The sequence below is a fragment of the Dietzia sp. genome (assembly GCF_036741115.1).
GTDB lineage: Bacteria > Actinomycetota > Actinomycetes > Mycobacteriales > Mycobacteriaceae > Dietzia.
The window spans coordinates 1-19,384 of record NZ_DAINST010000065.1 but is presented as its reverse complement, the minus strand read 5'-3'; the positions used below and the strand labels follow the sequence as shown (position 1 = coordinate 19,384).

General features: G+C 70.7%; 16 protein-coding genes, 1 tRNA gene, 1 other RNA gene and 1 pseudogene. 13 read left to right on the top strand and 6 right to left on the bottom strand.

All coding sequences use genetic code 11. The annotated features are described in order from the left end of the window. A pseudogene (locus tag V7E05_RS10625) lies at nucleotides 1–543 on the bottom strand (pyruvate dehydrogenase (acetyl-transferring), homodimeric type); the annotation flags it as partial. 454 nt (nucleotides 544–997) lie between these two features. On the opposite strand from V7E05_RS10625, the gene V7E05_RS10620 reads away from it, so the two are divergent. The 3 genes from V7E05_RS10620 to V7E05_RS10610 all read left to right on the top strand — a co-directional run bounded on the left by V7E05_RS10620 (nucleotide 998) and on the right by V7E05_RS10610 (nucleotide 2,660). Further along, a complete protein-coding gene (locus tag V7E05_RS10620) occupies nucleotides 998–1,417 on the top strand; it encodes a DUF3052 domain-containing protein (protein WP_333619628.1) in 420 nt (139 codons plus the stop codon). A gap of 63 nt (nucleotides 1,418–1,480) precedes the next feature. Next, a tRNA-Val gene (locus V7E05_RS10615) sits at nucleotides 1,481–1,553 on the top strand. Nucleotides 1,554–1,583: 30 nt separating this feature from the next. Further along, nucleotides 1,584–2,660 carry a cobalamin biosynthesis protein CobD/CbiB gene (locus tag V7E05_RS10610; RefSeq protein ID WP_333619625.1) on the top strand — a complete coding sequence of 359 codons (1,077 nt, stop codon included), beginning with the start codon at nucleotides 1,584–1,586 and terminating at the stop codon, nucleotides 2,658–2,660. Here the strand turns inward: V7E05_RS10610 and V7E05_RS10605 are convergent. Beyond that, nucleotides 2,657–3,757 (bottom strand): SURF1 family cytochrome oxidase biogenesis protein, encoded by a 1,101-nt coding sequence (locus tag V7E05_RS10605; protein WP_333619624.1) that lies wholly within the window; start codon nucleotides 3,755–3,757, stop codon nucleotides 2,657–2,659. The genes V7E05_RS10610 and V7E05_RS10605 overlap by 4 nt on opposite strands. 75 nt (nucleotides 3,758–3,832) lie before the next feature. Further along, the gene (locus V7E05_RS10600; RefSeq protein ID WP_333619623.1) at nucleotides 3,833–4,303 is read right to left on the bottom strand and encodes a low molecular weight protein-tyrosine-phosphatase; all 471 of its coding nucleotides are present in this window, start codon (nucleotides 4,301–4,303) and stop codon (nucleotides 3,833–3,835) included. Between the two features lie 176 nt (nucleotides 4,304–4,479). Between V7E05_RS10600 and V7E05_RS10595 the strand changes: the two genes are divergently transcribed. The 6 genes from V7E05_RS10595 to V7E05_RS10570 all read left to right on the top strand — a co-directional run bounded on the left by V7E05_RS10595 (nucleotide 4,480) and on the right by V7E05_RS10570 (nucleotide 9,292). Continuing rightward, nucleotides 4,480–5,667 carry an aminotransferase class I/II-fold pyridoxal phosphate-dependent enzyme gene (locus V7E05_RS10595; protein ID WP_333619622.1) on the top strand — a complete coding sequence of 396 codons (1,188 nt, stop codon included), beginning with the start codon at nucleotides 4,480–4,482 and terminating at the stop codon, nucleotides 5,665–5,667. A 123-nt stretch (nucleotides 5,668–5,790) separates the two neighbouring features. After that, nucleotides 5,791–6,963 carry a Nif3-like dinuclear metal center hexameric protein gene (locus tag V7E05_RS10590; RefSeq protein ID WP_333619627.1) on the top strand — a complete coding sequence of 391 codons (1,173 nt, stop codon included), beginning with the start codon at nucleotides 5,791–5,793 and terminating at the stop codon, nucleotides 6,961–6,963. 92 nt (nucleotides 6,964–7,055) lie between these two features. Then, nucleotides 7,056–7,790 (top strand): zinc ribbon domain-containing protein, encoded by a 735-nt coding sequence (locus tag V7E05_RS10585; protein WP_333619621.1) that lies wholly within the window; start codon nucleotides 7,056–7,058, stop codon nucleotides 7,788–7,790. Then, nucleotides 7,787–8,503 (top strand): histidine phosphatase family protein, encoded by a 717-nt coding sequence (locus tag V7E05_RS10580; RefSeq protein WP_333619620.1) that lies wholly within the window; start codon nucleotides 7,787–7,789, stop codon nucleotides 8,501–8,503. The genes V7E05_RS10585 and V7E05_RS10580 overlap by 4 nt, the downstream gene beginning before the upstream one ends. A gap of 58 nt (nucleotides 8,504–8,561) precedes the next feature. Continuing rightward, nucleotides 8,562–8,977, top strand: an RNA gene (gene rnpB / locus V7E05_RS10575) — RNase P RNA component class A. 141 nt (nucleotides 8,978–9,118) lie between these two features. Continuing rightward, nucleotides 9,119–9,292, top strand: coding sequence for an SPOR domain-containing protein (locus V7E05_RS10570; RefSeq protein WP_333619619.1), 174 nt, complete (start codon nucleotides 9,119–9,121; stop codon nucleotides 9,290–9,292). 71 nt (nucleotides 9,293–9,363) lie between these two features. Here V7E05_RS10570 and V7E05_RS10565 read toward each other — a convergent pair whose 3' ends face one another. From V7E05_RS10565 to panB, 3 genes are all read right to left on the bottom strand, one after another. Next, nucleotides 9,364–11,169: a CYTH and CHAD domain-containing protein gene (locus V7E05_RS10565; RefSeq protein WP_333619618.1), complete on the bottom strand. Its 1,806-nt coding sequence runs from the start codon at nucleotides 11,167–11,169 to the stop codon at nucleotides 9,364–9,366. Between the two features lie 74 nt (nucleotides 11,170–11,243). Continuing rightward, complete coding sequence (gene pip, locus V7E05_RS10560; RefSeq protein WP_333619617.1) at nucleotides 11,244–12,317, bottom strand: prolyl aminopeptidase; 1,074 nt, start codon at nucleotides 12,315–12,317, stop codon at nucleotides 11,244–11,246. A 103-nt stretch (nucleotides 12,318–12,420) separates the two neighbouring features. Continuing rightward, nucleotides 12,421–13,308, bottom strand: a complete 888-nt coding sequence (panB, locus tag V7E05_RS10555; RefSeq protein ID WP_333619616.1) for a 3-methyl-2-oxobutanoate hydroxymethyltransferase — start codon at nucleotides 13,306–13,308, stop codon at nucleotides 12,421–12,423. Nucleotides 13,309–13,557: 249 nt separating this feature from the next. On the opposite strand from panB, the gene glnA reads away from it, so the two are divergent. The 4 genes from glnA (at nucleotide 13,558) to V7E05_RS10535 (ending at nucleotide 19,312) form a co-directional block, all read left to right on the top strand. Continuing rightward, complete coding sequence (glnA, locus tag V7E05_RS10550; RefSeq protein WP_333619615.1) at nucleotides 13,558–14,898, top strand: type I glutamate--ammonia ligase; 1,341 nt, start codon at nucleotides 13,558–13,560, stop codon at nucleotides 14,896–14,898. 13 nt (nucleotides 14,899–14,911) lie between these two features. Next, a complete protein-coding gene (locus V7E05_RS10545; RefSeq protein WP_442891656.1) occupies nucleotides 14,912–18,094 on the top strand; it encodes a bifunctional [glutamine synthetase] adenylyltransferase/[glutamine synthetase]-adenylyl-L-tyrosine phosphorylase in 3,183 nt (1,060 codons plus the stop codon). Between the two features lie 122 nt (nucleotides 18,095–18,216). Next, nucleotides 18,217–18,582, top strand: coding sequence for a hypothetical protein (locus V7E05_RS10540; protein ID WP_333619614.1), 366 nt, complete (start codon nucleotides 18,217–18,219; stop codon nucleotides 18,580–18,582). Between the two features lie 94 nt (nucleotides 18,583–18,676). Next, nucleotides 18,677–19,312 (top strand): DUF732 domain-containing protein, encoded by a 636-nt coding sequence (locus V7E05_RS10535; protein WP_333619613.1) that lies wholly within the window; start codon nucleotides 18,677–18,679, stop codon nucleotides 19,310–19,312. The last annotated feature ends 72 nt before the right edge of the window (nucleotides 19,313–19,384 follow it).

The window sequence follows — 19,384 nt, the reverse complement described above, 5'->3', positions numbered from 1 at the left end:
GAATGCCCGGGCGTACATCCCGGGGGAGGCGTGGCCCTGGAAGAAGATGTGGTCCCCGCCGCCGGGATGGTCCTTGCCGCGGAAGAAGTGGTTGTAGCCGACTTCGTAGAGCGGTGCGGCGCCGGCGTAGGTGGAGATGTGCCCGCCGACTCCGATGCCGGGGCGCTGAGCGCGGTGCACCATGATCGCGGCGTTCCAGCGGATCCACTTGCGGTAGCGACGCTCGATCTCCTCGTCGCCGGGGAACTCGGGCTCCTGCGAGGTGGGTATCGTGTTGACGTAGTCCGTGCTCGTCAGCGAGGGCAGCGCGACCCGCTGCTTCGATGCCCGCTCGAGCAGTCTGATCATCAGATACTTCGCGCGCTCGGGTCCCGCCTCGGCGAGGAGCCCGTCGAGCGAGTCCATCCACTCCTGGGTCTCCTCGGGATCGGAGTCCGCGAGATAGTAGGCGACGCCCTCCCGGATCACCGGGACGTTGGCGCTGGGCGGGCCGGCCGGGCCCGCGTCCCCGCCGGAGCGGGTGCCGTTTTCGTTCGAACTCATGTCTCTCCTTACGAGGTGGACCGGCGGCGGGCGTCCCGATCGGGGCGCCCACCGCACGATCGTGCGCGATCGTGGGGTGCTCTACGATGCGCCCGGCGTGCCGGGGTTCCCCGAGGGTGTGGGGACCCCCGCCGTCATGCGAGTTGGGTGCGCTCGGCGCGGCCGCCTGCGCATGGCTGGGCGCGAGAATCTTGACAGATTGCTCACGTTCTACGGTAGCGCGGATCACAATGGAGAGCGCGCGGCGGTCACGGCTCTTCGCCGTTGCGCCCGGGCGTTATAGGTTGGCACTGTAGGGTTTTATCGACGGAAGTAGCTTCACCGGAAGCTGACGACCGGCAACAGGCAACTCAAGACGACACGCAACACGGGACGCCCCGCAACAGGCGCCCTTCACGAGGAGGAAATGGTCTTGGCCGCTTCGGCAGATCCCGAAGGCACCGCGAACGGCGACATCGATGTCGATGATGTCGATATCGACGCGGGGAACCTCGAACTGACCAAGGGCTTGGTCGTTCAGGAAGTCGGCTGGGACGAAGATTGCGATCCCACACTGAGCGAGGCGATCGAGGACCAGGTCGGCTCCGAACTACTCGACGACGATACGGACGAGGTCGTCGACGTCGTCCTGCTGTGGTGGCGCGAGGGCGACGGCGATCTCGTGGACAAGCTCATGGACGTGATGTCCCCGCTCGCCGATGATGGCTGCGTGTGGGTCTTCACGCCGAAGACCGGCGAAAACGGGCACGTCGAGCCCGCCGTGATCGCCGAGTCGGCGCAAACCGCCGGGATGCTGCAGACGAAGAACGGTTCGCTCGGCGGCTGGTCTGGTGCCCGCCTCGCGCTCCGCAAGGGCAGCGTCCCGAAGCGCTGATCGAGACCGTGCCGCAGGCGATGCGGTAAGGTCATCCGGGCTGTGCGCCGCGAGCGCACGTCGGCGCGCATAACTCAGCGGTTAGAGTACTGGTCTTACACACCAGCGGTCGTGGGTTCGAATCCCTCTGCGCGCACCCTTGTCGCCGCCCGTCTACGATGCGGGAATGGCGAACCGGCACCCCTTCTCCCGCGCCGTGGGCATTGCGCTCGGCGTGCTGGCGGACAGGGCTTTTGCCGATCCCAGCAGATTCCATCCGGTGGCCGGTTTCGGCTCGCTCGCCGCAGGGCTCGAGTCCGCCGTCTACCCGCGGGACGCAGCCCCCTCGCGCGCCAGGCTCGTGGGCGCCTCCTATGTGGCGGCGCTCGTCGGCGGCGCGGCCGGGCTCGGCGCGGTGATCGACCGCCTGGGCGGTGGGCCGGCCCGTGCGGGAGCGTCGAACGCGCAGGCTCGCAGCGCCCCAAAAGGAATACTGCGTATGACGGCGCCCGTCGCCTCCGCCGGGGGGACGGCCCTCGCGACGTGGGTCTGCCTCGGCGGGACCTCGCTGCTCCGCGTCGCCGCGGGGATCGGCGACTCTCTCGCCGCCGATGATCTCGTCTCGGCGCGCGAACGCCTCCCGTGGCTCTGCGGGCGCGATCCCGAGCAGCTCGACGCCACGGAAATGGCCCGCGCGGTGGTCGAATCGCTGGCCGAGAACACCTCGGACGCCCACGTCGCGCCGGTGTTCTGGGCGGCAGTCGCCGGTGTGCCCGGGGTGCTCGCGTACCGAGTGGCGAACACCCTCGACGCGATGGTCGGGCACAGGAACGAGCGCTACGAAGACTTTGGCTGGGCCGCCGCGCGCCTCGACGATCTGCTCAACCTCGTTCCCGCCCGTCTCGCCGGCGCGGCGACGGTCGCGCTGGCCGCGGCGGCGGGAGACGGTTCGGGCGACATGTCGGGCGGTACCTCGGCCGAGGCCCTCGCTGCGTGGCGCAGGGACGCGGCGGGGCATCCGAGCCCGAACGCCGGGGTCGTCGAAGCGAGTGCAGCGGGCGCGCTCGGGGTGCGGCTCGGCGGGCGAACCCCCTATCCATATCGGACGGAATGGCGCGCGGAGCTCAACCCGCGGGGCAGGGACGTCGAAGTGGGGGACATCGCGCGGGCCGCGCGGCTCGAGCGACGGGTGCAGGATGCCGTGAGCGCGGCTGCCGTGGCGACGGTATTGCTTTGGGTGGGTGCCCGCCGGCGGCGCGCCTAGATCCGGCTGCGGTTGCGTCGCGCCCGGCGCTTCTCGGCGGTCGTGCGCGTATCGCCGTAGCGGGAGCTCGCGGCGTTCTGCCGGGACGCCTCGGACGGCGGGGACGCCGGCTCGCCCTGCTGGCTGCCGTCTGCGTTCTCGGCGTCGCTCCCGGGCTCTCCGGGTGCCGCGGAATCGGTGCCGGTTGCGGAAGCGTCCGCGCCTGCCACCTGATCTGTGTCCCCGGCGGGGGTGTCGTCCCCGGCCCGCGCGTTGCCCTCGCCCGGGGAACTCGTCTCGGCGGAGGGCGTCGCGGGCGCGCCGGCCCTCGTGCCGAGGAGTAGCGGCGAGCCCGAGGACCGGGAAACCGAGAGGATGCCGCGCTTGCGGCGATTGCGGAGCTCCGCCGTCACGAAGTAGATGAGCGCCAGCGGCGCGATGATCCCGAACGCGAGCCACTGGAGGCCGTACGAGAGGTACGGGCCATCCTCGAGGCCGGGCGCCGGAACGGGGCCGAGCGCTCCCGGTTGTCCCTGCTGGACGATGACGAACTGGGGTGCCAGGTCGACGCCGGAGAGTTGCGGGAGCGCCTCGATGCTCGAGGGGTCGATGTTCTTCGCCGTCGGCACGCCCTCGACGTCCGCGGGTTCGACGTCGCCGGACTCGGCCATGCGGAAGCGCGCCTCGATCTCGACCTCACCGGCCGGCGGGGCGGCGATGTCGGGGACGCTGGAGCCCGGCCCCACCGGGACCGAGCCGCGGTTCGTGAGAACCGTGGGTCCGCCGTCGACCTGGAAGGGGACGAGCGATTGGAAGGTCGGGTCGCCGTCGACGGTGCGAAGGCGTAGCAGCAGCGCGCGCTCGGGATCGGTGAGGTAATGGCCCTTGAGCGACACGTAGTGCCAGTCGTACGAGGACGGATCCGTGGCGCCGAGCGCCTCCGCGACGGGCACGGGCGGGGTCTCCGAGGCGGCGACGAGGTTGTCGTTGCGCGCGTTGAGATCGTCGTTCTTCCCGAGCTGCCACGGCGCGAGGTACGAGAAGCACGCCCAGGCGAAGGCGATCACGGCGAGGAGGCCGAGAATCCACCCTGGGGTGAGGAAGCGCCTGAGATTCACGCCTCTACGGTATCCCTCCCGCTCCGGCGCCGAAACTCGCCCGTGCCGGTCGGCGGTGTGCGGAGGCGGACCGTGCTAGGAGGTCTGCTCGCGCACGAACTCGACGATCCCGGGCGCGGCCGCCGCGATCTGGTGGCGCACCGTGCGGAAGTCGAGGGCGCTGCCGTAGTAGGGATCGGCGACGTCGAGGCCGTGGGCATCCGGGTCGAAGGAGCGGAGCATCCGGATCCGCTCGGGGTCCGCGCCGGCGTGGCGGAGTGCGCGCTCGTGCCCGGAGTCGAGGGCCACGAGGAGGTCGGCGCCGAGGAGCCGATCGTCGATCTGCTGTGCGGAATGCTCGGAATCGATCCCGAGCGACTCCAACTCGGCGGCGGCGCGCGGATCCATACCGTCCCCGGCGTGCCAACCGCCCGTGCCCGCGCTCTCGACCTCGACCCGGCCGCCGAGGCCCGCGGAATCGAGGGCGTCGCGGACCATCGCCTCGGCCATGGGGGAGCGGCAGATATTGCCTGTGCAGACGAAGACGATGTGGAAGCGCTCGCTCATGCTTTCCTCTCCGGCTCGTGGAATCGGTGGCCCGGAATCGGTGGTCCGGGTATTGCACCCGCGCCAACCGGGCAGTTCGCTCGCCACTGTACGGAAGCGCGGTGGAGGCAGCCCGGGGCGGAGCACACACTCGGGCCGCGCTGGTTGCCGTCGTCGTGGCCGTAGGCTGGGGAGCTGTGTGGAGAGACGAAGTCGAGGGCGGGCGCGGTCGAGGGCGCGCGGAAGAGGACGACGCAGCCGAGTACGCAGGAGCGGGAGACGAGCCGGCGGCGCCGCTCGGCTTCCACGGCGACCTCGAGCTGTTTCCCGGGTGCCTCGATTTCGCGGTAAACGTCCGTGCCCAGTCCCCGCCGCCGCTCATGGCGGAGGCGCTCCGCGAGGAACTCGGGGCCATCGCCGCCTACCCGCCGGAGCGGCGAGCCGCCGCCGTTGCCGCCCGAATCGCCGCACTGCACGGCGTGGAGCCCGAGGAGGTGCTGCTCCTCGCCGGAGGGGCCGAGGGCTTCGCGCTGCTCCCTGCGCTCGGCGCGAGCGGGCTCGCGTGCCTCATGCCCGGGTTCACCGAGCCTCTACACCAGGCGCGGCGTGCGGGCTTCCCTGCCCGCGCCGTGGTCCTCCCTCCGCCCTTCGACCTCCCCGGTTCGCCGGCCGAGCTCGGGCTCCGCGAGGGAGAGGCCCTAGTGTTGGGCAACCCGTGCAATCCTACCTCCCGCCTCTACGGGCGTAGCGAGATCGAGCGGCTCGCCGACCGTGAGGGGATCACGGTCGTCGACGAGGCGTTCATGGATCTCGCGCGTGCACCAGGGGACGCGGGACCGGAGCCGGAAACGCGAGCCGAACCCGAATCGCTCGCCGGCGCGCGACTGCCCGGCGTGCTCGTCCTCCGCTCGCTCACCAAGACGTGGTCGCTCGCTGGCCTCCGCGTCGGCTACGCCGTGGGCGATCCCGAGCTGATCCGCCGCATGGCCGCGCGGCAGCCGCACTGGCACCTCGGATCCCTCCAACTCCGCGCCCTCGAGACCGCGACGAGCGAACCGGGCCGTGAGTGGCTCGCCGCCGAGCGCGAGGCAGCGGCCACGGAGGCCGAGGCGATGGGCGCCGCGCTGCGGGACGCGGGGATCGACGTCGCGCACCCGCCGAGCGCGCCCTTCTTCCTCGTGACGACGCCCGCCGGAGTCCCCGCGCCGTCCCTCCACGCCGCTCTCGTCGCTCGCGGCGTCGCCGTCCGCCGCTGCGATACGTTCCCCGGCCTCGACCGTCCCCGGTCGGGCGGCCACCTCCGGCTGGCAGTACGGCCGCCGGAGCAGGTAGAACGGCTGATAACGGCGTGGCGGGAATCCATGCGGGAGCTGTCCGGTCGATAGCGATCCAGCGGTCGGAAACGACCGGCCGAGAGACATTCCAGGAGGTCTTGGGTGAGCGACGAGAGAACGACGGGTTCGGGACAATCGGGCGGGAACCGCGCAGGTAGCAGCGCGGACGATCGCATGAAGGACAACACGGCGGACGATGCGGGAACCACTGCGCCGACGCTCGGCGACATCGTCGATGTCCTCGAATCCGCGTACCCGCCCGCGCTGGCGGAGTCCTGGGACGCGGTCGGACTCGTCGCCGGCGAACGCGCGGAACGCGTCGAGGTGGTCCGCGTGGCCGTCGACGCCACCGACGAGGTCGTCGACGACGCGATCGCCGACGGCGCCCAGCTCCTCCTCGTCCACCACCCGCCGCTCATGCGGGGAGCGAAAACCGTCGCTGCGGACACTCCCAAGGGGCGGCTCATCCACCGCCTCATCCGCTCCGGCTGCGCCCTCTATGCCGCCCACACCAACGCCGATTCGGCGCGACCCGGTGTCAACGACGCGCTGTGCGAGTTCCTCGGTCTCGTCCCCGGCGCCCCGCTCGAGCCCGCGGACCCCCGGACCGCGGACAAATGGGTCTTCACGTGCCCGCCCGGGGATGTCGAGCGCGTGCTCGCGGCCATGTTCGCCGCGGGCGCGGGGGAGTTCGGCGGGTACTCCGGCTGCGCCTTCACCTCCGCGGGAGAGGGCCGCTTCCTGCCGGGCGAGGGCACCAACCCGACCATCGGCAATGTCGGCGCGCCCGAGAGGCTCACGGAGATCCGCGCCGAGGTACTCGCCCCGGCGACGCTCCGCGAGTCCGTGCGCGCGGCTTTCCTCGAGGCCCACCCCTACGAGATCCCCGCCTACGACGTGTTTGTCTCGCACGCGGCCCCAGCGCCGGGGGACCGGTCCGCCGGACTCGGGCGAATCTGCGAACTCCCGGAGGCGCGCACGCTCGCCGAGCTCGCACGCGATTTCGCCGACAGGCTCCCCGCGACCGTCGGCGGGATCCGCGCGGCCGGCGACCCCGACATGCCCGTGCGCAGGATCGCGGTGTGCTCCGGTGCCGGGGACTCCCACCTCGGTGCCGCCCGAGCTGCGGGAGCGGACCTCTACATTACCGGCGACCTCCGGCATCACCCCGTCGACGAGCACCTCCGCCTCGGCCCGCCGGCGCTCCTCGACGTCCCGCACTGGGCCGCCGAGTTCCCGTGGTGCGCGCAGGCGGCGGACCTGCTCCGAAACGAGCTCGGCGTCGATGCCGAGACCATCGGGCGCAGCACCGACCCATGGACCATCCACGAGCCCACCGCGCGGTAATCTCCCAGGGCAGGCCGTTTCGGATAGAACCGTTCCGAATCGAACCGAAAATAGTGTGAGCCGGCGGCACGCACGAGCGAGGAGATGCACTGATGAAGGCACCGATCGAGACCCAGCGACTCCTCGTCGAGATCGCCGAGCTCGACGCGCGCATCGCCGGCCTCCGCCACCGCGACCGGCACCTGCCGGAGCAGGAGACGCTCGACGAGCTCCGCGCCGAGCGCACCGCCGCCGCCGGGGGCGCTGCCCGCGCGCGTATCAGGCTCGAGGACGTCGACCGCGCCCGCTCCCGCCTCGTCGGCGACCGCCAGTCGCTGGACAAGCGCGCCGCACGCGCCGATGCCACCGAGCTCGGTGCCGGCAGCTCGGCGGGGGACCGCCGCGAGCTCGCCAACGAGAAGGGCGCTGTCCGCAGGCTCATCGAGGAGACCGACCAGGCGCTCGCCGATCTCACGGACGAGCGTGATGCGGCAGCCGCGGACGTCGCCCACCACGGGGCGCTCCTCGACGAACTCGATTCGCGCATCGCGACCGCCGAGATCACCCGCCTCCACGCATTGGACGATCTCGGCGCCTCGCTCGGCTCCACCCAGCACCGCCGCGCGGAACTGGTGGAGAAGATCCCCGCCGAGCTCTTCGCCGACTACGAGTCCATCGCCGCCGAGCGCGGCGCGGGCGCCGGCCTCCTCGCGGGCGGGCGCTGCGGGGCCTGCCACATGGAACTCGCCCGCAGCTCGGTCGCAGAGATCGCCTCATTCCCGCTCGACGAGGTCGTCCACTGCCCCGAGTGCCGCGCGATCCTCGTGCGTCCCGCGGGGACCGAGTGAGCCGCGGACAGGGCGAGCACGCCGGCGGCTGGGTCGCCGGCACCGCCACGATGACCAAGATCCTCCTCGCGCGTCACGGCCAGACCGCGATGTCGATCGACCGGCGCTTCTCCGGCCACGGCGATCCCGAGCTCACCGCGCTCGGGGAGCGCCAGGCGGAGGCGACGTCCGCCGTCATACGGGAAGAATCGGCAACCCCCTGTGACGCCGGAGGTACCGATATCCGGGCCGTCGTCAGCTCCCCGCTGCGGCGCTGCCTCGGCACGGCCCGTCGCCTCGCCGAGTCCACGGGGGCTCCGCTCCACGTCGACGAGCGATTCATCGAGACCGATTTCGGAGAGTGGGAGGGGCTCACGTTCGCCGAGGCGCGCGAGCGGGATCCCGGCCATCACTCCGCGTGGCTCGGCGACCCCTCGCTCGCGGCGCCCGGAGGGGAGTCCTTCGACGCCGTTGCCGCGCGCGTCCTGCCGGCGCTCGCGGAGTTGTCCGAGCGCGCTGCCGGCGGCACGCTCGTGATCGTGAGCCACGTGACCCCGATCAAGCTCGTACTCCGCGACGCGCTTGCCGGTGGTCCCGAGTTCGCATACCGGCTCCACCTCGACCTCGCGCAGATCTCCGAGCTGCGCCGCTACTCCGACGGGCAGAGCAGCGTCCACCTCGTCAACTCGACCGCGCACCTGCGCGATGACCGTGGAGCTCGGCCGCAGGCGTGAGCGAGCGGGGAGTCCTCGAATGTTCACGCGGCCGCCGAGAGCCTAGAATAACGCGGAACGAGTCGGCCAGACGGCCGCGGCGTAACAGGAACCGTCGGCATTTGCCGGAGGGCCTGCGTCGAGGAAAGTCCGGACTCCGAAGAGCAGGGCGGTTGCTAACGGCAACCCAGGGTGACCTGCGGGACAGTGCCACAGAAAACAGACCGCCCCCGCGAAAGCGGGGGTAAGGGTGAAACGGTGCGGTAAGAGCGCACCAGCGCGGCGGGTGACCGCCGCGGCTCGGTAAACCCCGCCCGGAGCAAGATCGAAGGCCGCACCGCGATGGAGACATCGGGCGTGCGGCTGCGCGCATGGTCGAGGGCTGCTCGCCCGAGTGCGTGGGTAGATCGCTCGAGGTACCCGGCGACGGTGTGCCCAGAGGGATGGTCGTCCGCCGAGAGGCGACAAAATCCGGCTTATCGGCCGACTCGTTCCCCAATTTTCCCGAGGTACGGCCGAGAGCCGGACGGGTCCACGAGGTCTCGGACGCGGTCCCGGCGGCGGCTGCCGGGACTCGCTAGCCTGGGGCGAGGCGCGACCCGCGCTTCGAGAACCGGCCGAGAGGGAGGACCCACCGTGTCCGAGAACGAGCAGTGGTACTACGACAGCGCGACCGGCGAGGTCTCGCAGGGTAAGCAGGAGGGCTTCCTCGACCGTATGGGGCCGTACCCCACGCGCGAGGCCGCCGAGGACGCGATCGCCACCGCGAAGGAGCGGAACAAGGCGTGGGACGAAGAGGACGAGAAGTAGCCCGGGCAAACCTGGACCGTCTGGGCCTACCGGAGAACAGCGGGTCGCGGCGCGACTGAGCGCGGCGCCGGCTATTTCTCCTTCTTCTTGCCCTTGCGCTTGTCCTCGCGTCTGTCTTCGCGCTTGTTCTTGCGGGCGGCCTTGCGCGCCGCCTTCCGCGTCGACTGCAGCTCGCGGAACGCGGACGCCACGGTCGCCGCATCCTCGGCGAAGCCGTCGAGCGTCCGCTCCGACTCGCCGCGCTCGTGCTCGAAGAGCACGCCGAAGCCGAACGTCGGCTCGCCGGCGACCTCCGCGCGGCGGGCGATGCGCCGCAGCCACTGCCGGGCGGTCACCGAGTCCTGGACGTCGCCGAGAACGGTGTGGAGACGCTCGCTCGCCATGCGCAGCGGGACGACCTTCGGCGTCGACTTCTCGCTGATCGCCGCCGCCGAGCGGCGCAGAGCCTTGTTGCGCTTGCGCAGCGTGTGCGTGAGCTCCTCGCGCTGGGCGAGCGTGAGGTCGAGCGAGGCGAGTTCGTCCTCGACGCGCATGCGCGCCTTGTCGAAGCGGCGGAACTGCCGTTCGGCGCCCTTGAGCGCCATCTCGCGCGCCTCCGCCTTCGAGGCGGGCTTGCCTGCGGTGACGATTTCCTTGCGCCGTCCGGTGCGCACCTCCCGCTCGCTCGGCGACCCGGCGCCGAACGCCGGATCGGACGCCACGGCGACGATCATGTCGAGGGCATCGAGCAGCCCGATGTACCGCGGCGTGGTGAGCGCCGCGTCGATGCGCGCGAACGCGCGCTCGTCCTCGAGGAGCAGCTCGCGCTCGATGCGCGTGCGCACCGAGTCCGGGACCAGGTCGCGCGGGTAATCGTCAGCGAGTTCGAGGAGTCGCTTGCGCACCACGTAGACATCGCGGGACTTGCCGAGCATGCGCAGCAGCTGCCTGAGCTCGTCGACTGTCCCGGCGATGTCCGGGCGGGGGACCGCCCCGCCGTCGGCGGCGTGCGTCGTCAACGCGCGCTCGTCCGCGGCGGTCTGCAGCTCGTCGGTGTAGGTGCTCAGCGTGGAGAGGAGGTTGCGGGCCGCGGTGCGCATCGAGTGCACGCCCACCTCGTGCCCGAGGCGCGTGCCCGGGTCGCCCGCCACTAGCCGCTCTACGTCCGTAGAGAGCATGTCCGCGATCGGAGATGACGCCGGACGGTCTTGCTCCGGAAGAGGTCCCAACGCGGTGCGGAGCTTCGACGCGAGCGCGGCGGGTTCCGCCCCGACTTCCGTGCATGCGCCCGAGAGGCGCTCCAGGATCGATGCGGCGTCGGCGGCATCGGGATCGACGAGCTCGATCTCCCACTCCCGCCACGATGTGGAGGAGCCGGTGAGCAGGTTGGAGCCGTCGACGTGGTCGTCGCAGAACTCGGCGAAGGGGGCTGCTGCTTCGGTGGGGTGCTCGCCGTTTTCGTCGTTTTCGCCGTTGCGGGTCTCGATGATCGTCTCGTGCCGCTCGTTGTCGACGCGGGCGATGGGGACGAGGGGAGCGTCGCGGACGCGCCCGTAGACGGCGTGCCGCGCCTCTTCGGGAACCTCGGGGAATCCGGCCGATCCCGTGGCGCCGTCGCCGAGCTCGAAGGAGAGTTCGAGGCGGCCCGTCGAGCCTGCGGAAGTCTCGACAGCCGGGAGCTTGACGTGCCAGCCGTCGTCCTTGCCGCCGACCCTTCGGCGCAGCGTGATCTGCGCGCGCGTGAGGACGAGGTCCTCGGTGTCGTAGTAGGTGGCGGAGAGGCGGTGGACCACGGTCTCGCGAGTCGCGAGCTCACCCGAGAGAGTGAGGTCCGGAAGCGGGGTGTCCCCCGAGACGTCGAACGTGGATTCCACTTCCCAGTGGGTGCCTGCAGCCATGCCCTAGTAGTACCAAATGGCGCCCGCGAACGCGCGGCCTCGTACGTCGCCCCGGACGCCGCCGGGCCGGCCGACTAGTCCTCGCCGCTCGGGCGCCGCTGCGGACGGAAGGCGTCGGTCGCTTCGATGAGGTGGTGGGTGGTCACCGGCTCGGCCATCGCGTGCCCGGCCTCGGGGGAGATGTGCAGCTCCGCCCCGGGCCAGCGCTCGGCGAGCTCGAACGCGTTGGTCACGGGGCACACGACGTCGTAGCGACCGTGGACGATCACACCAGGGATGTCCCGGAGCGCGTCCATGCCGTCGAGCAAGGGGCGGTCGCCGAGGAACGCGTCGTGGAAGAAGTAGTGGTTCTCGATGCGGGCGAAGGCGAGCGCGAACCGGTCGTCCTCCGAACCATCGGCGCCGGCTTCGGTTTCGGGGACGCCCGCATCGTCGGCAGGTCCCTTCTCGGGGACCAGGGACGAGGTGTTCTTTTCCCACGTCGTCCAGGCGTGCGCGGCCCGGAGCGCGGTCTCGGGGTCCGGCGAGCCGAGAAGTTCGTGGTAGCGCGCCACGTGGTCGAAGCCCGGGGCCGCGAACGTGCGGAGGTGGTCGCCCTCGGCCTCCTCGCCGAGTACCGCCATGTACCCGGCCCATTCGTCCGGGAAGATGTGTGCGGCGCCGCCGCGGTAGAACCAGTCGATCTCGAGCGGGCGGCACAGGAAGATCCCGCGCAGCACGAGCTCGGTGACCCGCTCGGGATGCGCCTGTGCGTAGGCGAGCGCGAGAGTCGTGCCCCACGAGCCCCCGAAGACCTGCCACGACTCGATGCCGAGATGGGTGCGCACGGCCTCCATGTCGTCGACGAGATGCCACGTGGTGTTGGTCTCGAGGTCGGCGCCGTCGGCGACGTGCGGGGTGGAACGCCCGCAACCGCGCTGGTCGAACAGGACGATCCGGTAGGCGTCCGGATCGAACATCCGGCGGTGCTCGGGGGTGCAACCACCGCCCGGGCCGCCGTGGACGAACACGACGGGCTTGCCCTCGGGGTTCCCGCACTGTTCGACGTAGATCTCGTTGCCGTCGCCGACGGAGAGCATCTCCTTCGCGTACGGCTCGATCGCCGGGTACGGGTTGCGCAGCCCGCTCGCGTCTTTCACTTCACCCATGTTCGCCTTGTCGTCCATTCCCGTGTGTCCTCGGCCCGATTCGGAGCTTCTCTGCTCTTTCCGACTCTCGACTCTCGACTCTCGCGCTGTGGCTGTGGCGGCTCTAGAAGCTGTGCTCGGGCGCGGGGAAGGCGCCGGAGGCGACCTCGGCCGCGTAGGACATCGCGGCATCGCGGAGGTCGTCGGCGATGCTCGCATACCGCTTGACGAACTTCGCGGTCTTGCCGGTGGTGAGCCCGGCGAAGTCCTGCCACACGAGCACCTGGGCGTCGCAGCCCGAGCCCGCGCCGATCCCGATGGTCGAGATGTCGAGCTCGGCGGTGATCTCGCCGGCGATATCGGCGGGCACCATCTCCATGACCACGGAGAACGCGCCTGCCTCCTGAACGGCGAGCGCATCGGCCCGGAGCTGCTCGGCTCCCTCGCCGCGCCCCTGGACGCGATAGCCGCCGAGACCGTTGACGGACTGCGGGGTGAACCCGATGTGCGCCATCACGGGGATGCCGGCATTGGTGATCGCGCGGATGTGCTCGCGCATTCGGACGCCGCCCTCGAGCTTGACCCCGTGGCAGTTACCCCGCTTCATGATCTCCGCGGCCGCCTCGACCGCTTGCTGCGGCGAGGCCTCGTAGGAACCGAACACGAGGTCGGAGATGACGAGCGCGTTCGGGGCGCCACGGGTCACGGCGCGCACGAGCGGCGCCAATTCGTCGACGGTGATCGGCACGGTGGTGTCGTAGCCGTACACGGTGTTCGCGGCGGAATCGCCGATGAGGAGGACGGGGATGCCGGCCTGCTCGAACACCTTCGCCGTGGAGTAGTCGTACGCGGTGAGCATCGCCCACTTGTGGCCCTCGGCCTTCCACTGCGCCACGTGCTGCACCCGCGTCTTCTTCGGCAGTCCCGGCCACGACTGCGCCGCATCGGCGCCGCTCGCGGACGTGGTCTCCCCGCTCCCGTGCGGAGCGTTGCTTCCCGTATCGCCGTACATATCGAGCACACTCCTCTTGGATTCTCGTGGCGTCCGTCGTCATCGGAGATGGGTCGCAGAGGGGGCGGTGTGACCCCCACCTTCGGCCCGACGGATACCGCCAATCCTGCCACCCGGGGTGCGGGCGGTGAAACGAGCGTCACACCCGCACGGACGCCGGCCGCGGGGAGGGACCCGGACCCAGTGCGGAAGCGTGTCCGTAATGGCGTCCGTAACACGGACGAAACACTGAGCGCATAGTCTGGGCACATGAATCGTCAGCAGGAGTATGTCCTTCGCACGCTCGAAGAACGCGATATCCGCTTCGTGCGCTTGTGGTTTACCGACATCCTCGGCACGCTCAAGTCCGTGGCGCTCGCCCCCGCCGAGCTCGAGGGCGCGTTCAGCGAGGGGATCGGTTTCGACGGCTCGTCCATCGAAGGCTTCTCCCGCGTCTCCGAGGCCGATACGGTGGCTCGCCCCGATCCCTCGACCTTCCAGGTGCTGCCCTGGGCGCACGACGACGGCGCCCAGCACTCCGCGCGCATCTTCTGCGATATCGCCAACCCGGACGGCTCGCCGAGCTGGGCGGACCCGCGTCACGTTCTCCGCCGCCAGCTCAACAAGGCAGCCGACCAGGGATTCTCCTGCTATGTCCACCCGGAGATCGAGTTCTTCCTCCTCCGCAGCCTCGAGACCAACGGCCAGGAGCCCGAGCCCGCGGACAACGGCGGCTACTTCGACCAGGCCGTCCACGAGCTCGCTCCGCATTTCCGCCGCCACGCGATCGAATCGCTCGAGGCCATGGGGATCTCGGTCGAGTTCTCGCATCATGAGGGCGCCCCGGGCCAGCAGGAGATCGACCTCCGCTACGCGGACGCCCTGTCCATGGCGGACAACATCATGACCTTCCGGTACCTCGTCAAGGAGGTCGCGCTCGAGAACGGCGTCCGCGCCTCGTTCATGCCCAAGCCCTTCCGCGATCATCCGGGCTCGGCGATGCACACGCACATGTCGCTGTTCGAGGGCGATTCCAACGCCTTCCACGACGCGGACGATCCGTACCAGCTCTCGGACACCGCGCGCTCGTTCGTGGCCGGCATCGTGCACCACGCCCCGGAGTTCTCCGCGATCACCAATCAGTGGGTCAACTCCTATAAGCGGCTCATCGGCGGGGGAGAGGCCCCGACCTCGGCGACCTGGGGCCGTGCGAACCGCTCGGCGCTCGTGCGCCTCCCCATGTACACCCCGGACAAGGCCTCGTCGCGGCGCATCGAGGTGCGCAGCCCCGATTCCGCGTGCAACCCGTATCTCGCGTTCGCCGTGATGTTCGCGGCCGGACTCAAGGGTGTCGAGGAGAACTACGAGCTCCCGCCCGAATCCGAGGACGACGTGTGGAACATGTCCCGCGCCGAGCGCCGCGCGCTCGGCTACCGCGACCTCCCCGGCAGCCTCGAGCAGGCGCTCGACGAGATGGAGCACTCCGAGCTCGTCGCCGAGGCGCTCGGCGAGCACGTCTTCGATTTCTTCCTCCGTAACAAGCGCCGCGAGTGGAATGACTACCGTTCGTACGTGACCGAGTTCGAGCTCCGCAGCTACCTCGCCCTGTGAGTCGGGAGGACGCGTGAGCAGGGACGGGGACAACGGAGCGGGCAAGGGCGCGGCCAGAGGTGCGAGCACGGGCAGGACCGCAAACGCGACGAGGGGACGAACCGTGCGCGATTCCGCCCGGCCCGCGTTCCCCAGCCCGGGGCGTCTCGGCCTCCTTGACGGCGACGCTGGGGCAACGCTCGAGCGGCTCGGCTGGGCCAATGCGGAGTCCGTCGATCTCCTCTGGTCCCTCTCGCGCGCCCCGGACGCCGATCTCGCGCTCGGCACGCTCGCCCGAATCCAGGAGACGCTCGGGGACAAGGTCGCCGAGGGCGAGCTCGAGCCAGGCCTGGGCTGGGACGCGCTGGCCGCGGCTCTCGCCGAGGATGAGTCGTTCCGCTACCGGCTCTTCGCGCTTCTCGGCTCGTCGACGGCGCTCGGCGACCACCTCGTCGCGAACCCCGGGACGTGGTCGCGCCTCCGCGATCCGTTCCCCGTCCGCGAGGATTTCTTCCGCGCCCTGCTGTCCAAGGTGGATGCCGTTCCGGAGCGTGTGACGACGGAGGACGAGACCGCCGAAGAGTTCCCGAACACGGCGAGCGAAGACCTCACTACGCCGGGAACCTATAGGGCAGGGGTGTCCGGGCCGTACGCCGTCAACCCGCTGCGTACCGCCTACCTCGACCAGCTCGTGCTCATCGCCGCGCACGACCTCGCGGGCAGCGTGGAGCAGAACCAGCGGCCCGTGCCGTTCCAGACCGTGTCCGGCGCGCTGGCGGACCTCGCCGATGCGGCACTCACGGCCGCGCTCGCGGTGGGTGTCGCGAACGTCTGCGGCGACGAGCCGTTCCACAGTCGTCTCGCGGTGATCGCGATGGGCAAGTGCGGCGCGCAGGAGCTCAACTACATCTCAGACGTGGACGTGGTCTTCGTCTCCGAGCCCGCCGATCCCAAGACCTCGCGCGTGGCCGGGGAGATGATGCGGATCGGTTCCGCCGCGTTCTTCGAGGTCGACGCGGCACTGCGGCCCGAGGGCAAGCGGGGGGAACTCGTCCGCACGCTCGACTCGCACGTCGCCTACTACAAACGTTGGGCCAAGACCTGGGAGTTCCAGGCGCTGCTCAAGGCGCGGCCCATGACAGGCGATCTCGAGCTCGGCGACGCCTACCACGCGGCCGTGACCCCCGGGGTGTGGAACGCCGCCGAGCGCGAGGACTTCGTCCACGACGTCCAGCGCATGCGCCGCCGGGTAGAGGAGAACGTGCCCACCGAGCTGCTTGAGCGCGAACTCAAGCTCGGCCGCGGCGGGCTCCGCGACGTCGAGTTCGCCGTGCAGCTCCTGCAGATGGTGCACGGGCGGAGCGACGAGACGCTCCGCGTGCGGAACACCATCGAGGCGCTCACACGGCTCGTCGATGGCGGCTACGTGGCGCGTGCGGACACGGGCAAGCTCGTCGACGCCTACGAGTTCCTCCGCCTCCTAGAGCACCGCCTGCAGCTCCAGCGGGTCAAGCGCACCCACCTCCTGCCCGCCGCGGACGACGAGGAGGGCTACCGCTGGCTCGCGCGCGCCGCGGGCGTGCGGGCCGAGGGGATGCGCGATGCGCCGGGGATGCTGCAGGAGCGGCTGCGCGTGCTGCGCTCCCGTGTCCGCAGGCTCCACGAGAAGCTCTTCTACCGGCCGCTGCTCGACTCGATCGCCGCGTACGACGCCGAGGCGCTGTCCCTGTCCTCGGAGGCGATGGAACGGCAGCTCGCGGCGCTGGGCTTCCGCGCGCCGCGCAACGCCGTGGGCCACCTCCGCGCGCTCGTCGGCAGCGCGCAGCGGCGCGGGCGCATCCAGTCGCTCATCCTGCCCACGCTCATGGAGTGGCTCTCCGGCACAGCCGATCCCGATGCCGGCCTGCTGTCGTATCGCAAGCTCTCCGAGGAACACCAGGAGCTCACGTGGTTCCTCCGGCTGCTGCGCGACGACCACGTGGCGGGCATGCGCCTCATGCGCGTGCTCGGCACCTCGGCGTTCGTCCGGGAACTGCTACAACGCGCCCCGAACGTGATCCTTGATCTCGCCGATGGCGCCGAGGGGCCCAAGCTGATGTCGAAGGACGCGAGCACGATCGCCCGCGCGCTCACGGCCTCGGCCGCGCGCCACTCGAGCCCGGAGAAGGTCATCGCGACCGCCCGTTCGCTGCGGCGCGCCGAGCTCGCCCGTATCGGCTGCGCGGACATCCTCGGCCTCATCGACGTCACCGAGGTCGGCCTGCGGCTGTCCGAGGTGTGGAAGGCCGTCCTAGAGGCGGCGCTCACCTCCGTCATCAAGGAGAAGTTGCCGGATGACGGCGTTCCTCCCGCCGCCGTGGCGGTCCTCGCGATGGGGCGGCTCGGTGGGCACGAGCAGGGCTACGGCTCCGATGCGGACGTGCTCTTCGTATGCCGCCCCGCGGACGGCGTCGACGACGACGTCGCCGTGAAGTGGGCGACTTCGGTGTGCGAGAACGTCCGAAAACTGCTCGGCACCCCGTCCGCCGATCCGCCGCTCGAGGTCGACGCCGACCTGCGTCCCGAAGGACGCAGCGGCCCGCTCGTGCGGACGCTCGGCTCGTACCGGGCGTACTACTCGAAATGGGCGGAGACCTGGGAAATGCAGTCGCTGTTGCGTGCCTCCGCGTGCGCCGGCGACCCCGAGCTGAGCCTCGACTTCCTGCACATGATCGACAATTTCCGCTATCCCGCCGAGGGCGTCCCGCAAAAGTCCGTGCTCGAGATCCGGAGAATGAAGGCGCGGGTGGATGCCGAGCGGCTCCCGCGCGGGGCGAATCGCGCGACGCATACAAAGCTCGGCCGGGGCGGCCTGGCCGATGTCGAGTGGACGGCGCAGCTGCTCACCATGCAGCACGCCGCGAAAGTACCGGGCCTGCACACGACTACCACCCTTGCAGCACTCGAAGCGGCCGCGTCGGCCGAGGTGCTCTCGGAGACCGACGCCGAGGAGCTGCGCGCCTCGTGGCTCATGGCCGCTCGCGTCCGCAATGCCCTCGTGCTCGTGCGCGGTAAACCGACAGATGAGCTGCCGACCTCGGGGACCGTGCTCTCCGCAGTCGCACAGATCTGCTCGCCCGAGGGACAGAACTCGGACTCGGCGGAGTTCCTCAACGAGTACATGCGGGTGACCCGAATCGGGCACAAGGCCGTGGATCGGGTGTTCTGGGGCGAATAGCGGTGAAGCGGGCCCCGCGCGAACGGCGGGGCGGCCGCGGCGGGGCAGCCACCTCAGGGCGTAGGCGAAGCTGGGGGAGAACCCCGATGCCGGAGGGCGTCTCGACGCATAGGCTCGGGGCTATGCCGCTGTCGATGAAACTCACGCTCAAGCTCGCTGGCGTCACGTATGGCGAGCTCTACGACTACGTCGCCGCCGCCAAGGCGGCCGGGGTGCCACCGGAGGAAGAGGTCCGCTGTGTCGGCTCGGATTCCGAGGGCGATCGCTTCGAGGTCGACCTCGAGGGCCGCCCCGGCTCGGTCTCCGGCGCCGCCGCGTGCGGGAATGCCGGCGGCTCGGGCACTGCTCAGGGGGAGGGCATCGGAGGGGCGGGAGGATCCTCGCCGCTCGCCATCGCCGATGCGCTGCGCAAGTCCCTGAAGAGCGAGGCCGACGTGGACAAGGTGATGTCGATGCTCGCCGACATGCGCAAATTCTTTCGCAAGTGACCCGTCCGGCATCGAGCCCGGGTACCGCGGTCCCGGGAGATGCCCCAGGAATGGGTTTCTGCCCCACCCGTAACAGATCGCTAGTATCGGAGTCATGATCGACGGCAGGGGACAGAACATGGTCGACGCGTACGGCGAGGGCGCCGCACCTGGGAGCGCCACAGCAATAGGCGCCGGGCCGCTCCGGCGACGCCGGGCGGGGCGACGCCTCGCCGCCCTCGCCCTCGCGACGGGCGCGGCGTGCACGATCGCCGGCTGCTCGCAGATCAAGGTCGCCGACAGCTCGAGCTCGTCCACGAGCACCGCATCGAGCTTTACCTCGTCCGGCACCTCAGCGGCAGCGCCCTCGTCGGCCCCGCCTGCAGCGCCCCCGTCGAGTCCCGCGCCCGCGCCGTCCCCGGCGCCAGGGGAGCCGGGCGCTCCGGCTCCGGCGCCGGCCCCGGGTGATCCCGCTGCGCCGGCTCCCGCCGCGCCAGCGGCGGTCGATCCGCAGCAGCGCGACAATTTCCTCGTGCTCACCGATCAGCTCGGCGCCTCGATGCCCGAGGGCGTCGACGCCGGAGGTGTGATCACCGAGGCCTGCGCCCAGCTCGGCGGCGGGACGCCGTTGCAAGACGTGCTCGGCTTCGTGGGCGAAAAGGGCGGCTACGATACCGAGAAGTCCTCGTTCTTCCTCGCGGGCGGGGTCCCCGTGTACTGCCCGGACAACACGCCGAAGCTCACGGGCTAGCGCGAGGCGCGGCGCGCCGAGAGGCCGACCACGGAGATGGCGGCCGCGAGTGCCAGCGCCACGCCGAGCGCG

Bases quoted from the DNA above. Each gene is read 5' to 3' on its own strand.
- V7E05_RS10590 (WP_333619627.1), top strand. From the start codon at position 5,791: ATGAAGGACAACACGGCGGACGATGCGGGAACCACTGCGCCGACGCTC.
- V7E05_RS10610 (WP_333619625.1), top strand. From the start codon at position 1,584: ATGGCGAACCGGCACCCCTTCTCCCGCGCCGTGGGCATTGCGCTCGGC.
- V7E05_RS10535 (WP_333619613.1), top strand. From the start codon at position 18,677: ATGATCGACGGCAGGGGACAGAACATGGTCGACGCGTACGGCGAGGGC.
- V7E05_RS10540 (WP_333619614.1), top strand. From the start codon at position 18,217: ATGCCGCTGTCGATGAAACTCACGCTCAAGCTCGCTGGCGTCACGTAT.
- pip (WP_333619617.1), bottom strand. From the start codon at position 12,317: ATGGGTGAAGTGAAAGACGCGAGCGGGCTGCGCAACCCGTACCCGGCG.
- panB (WP_333619616.1), bottom strand. From the start codon at position 13,308: ATGTACGGCGATACGGGAAGCAACGCTCCGCACGGGAGCGGGGAGACC.
- V7E05_RS10585 (WP_333619621.1), top strand. From the start codon at position 7,056: ATGAAGGCACCGATCGAGACCCAGCGACTCCTCGTCGAGATCGCCGAG.
- V7E05_RS10565 (WP_333619618.1), bottom strand. From the start codon at position 11,169: ATGGCTGCAGGCACCCACTGGGAAGTGGAATCCACGTTCGACGTCTCG.
- V7E05_RS10600 (WP_333619623.1), bottom strand. From the start codon at position 4,303: ATGAGCGAGCGCTTCCACATCGTCTTCGTCTGCACAGGCAATATCTGC.
- glnA (WP_333619615.1), top strand. From the start codon at position 13,558: ATGAATCGTCAGCAGGAGTATGTCCTTCGCACGCTCGAAGAACGCGAT.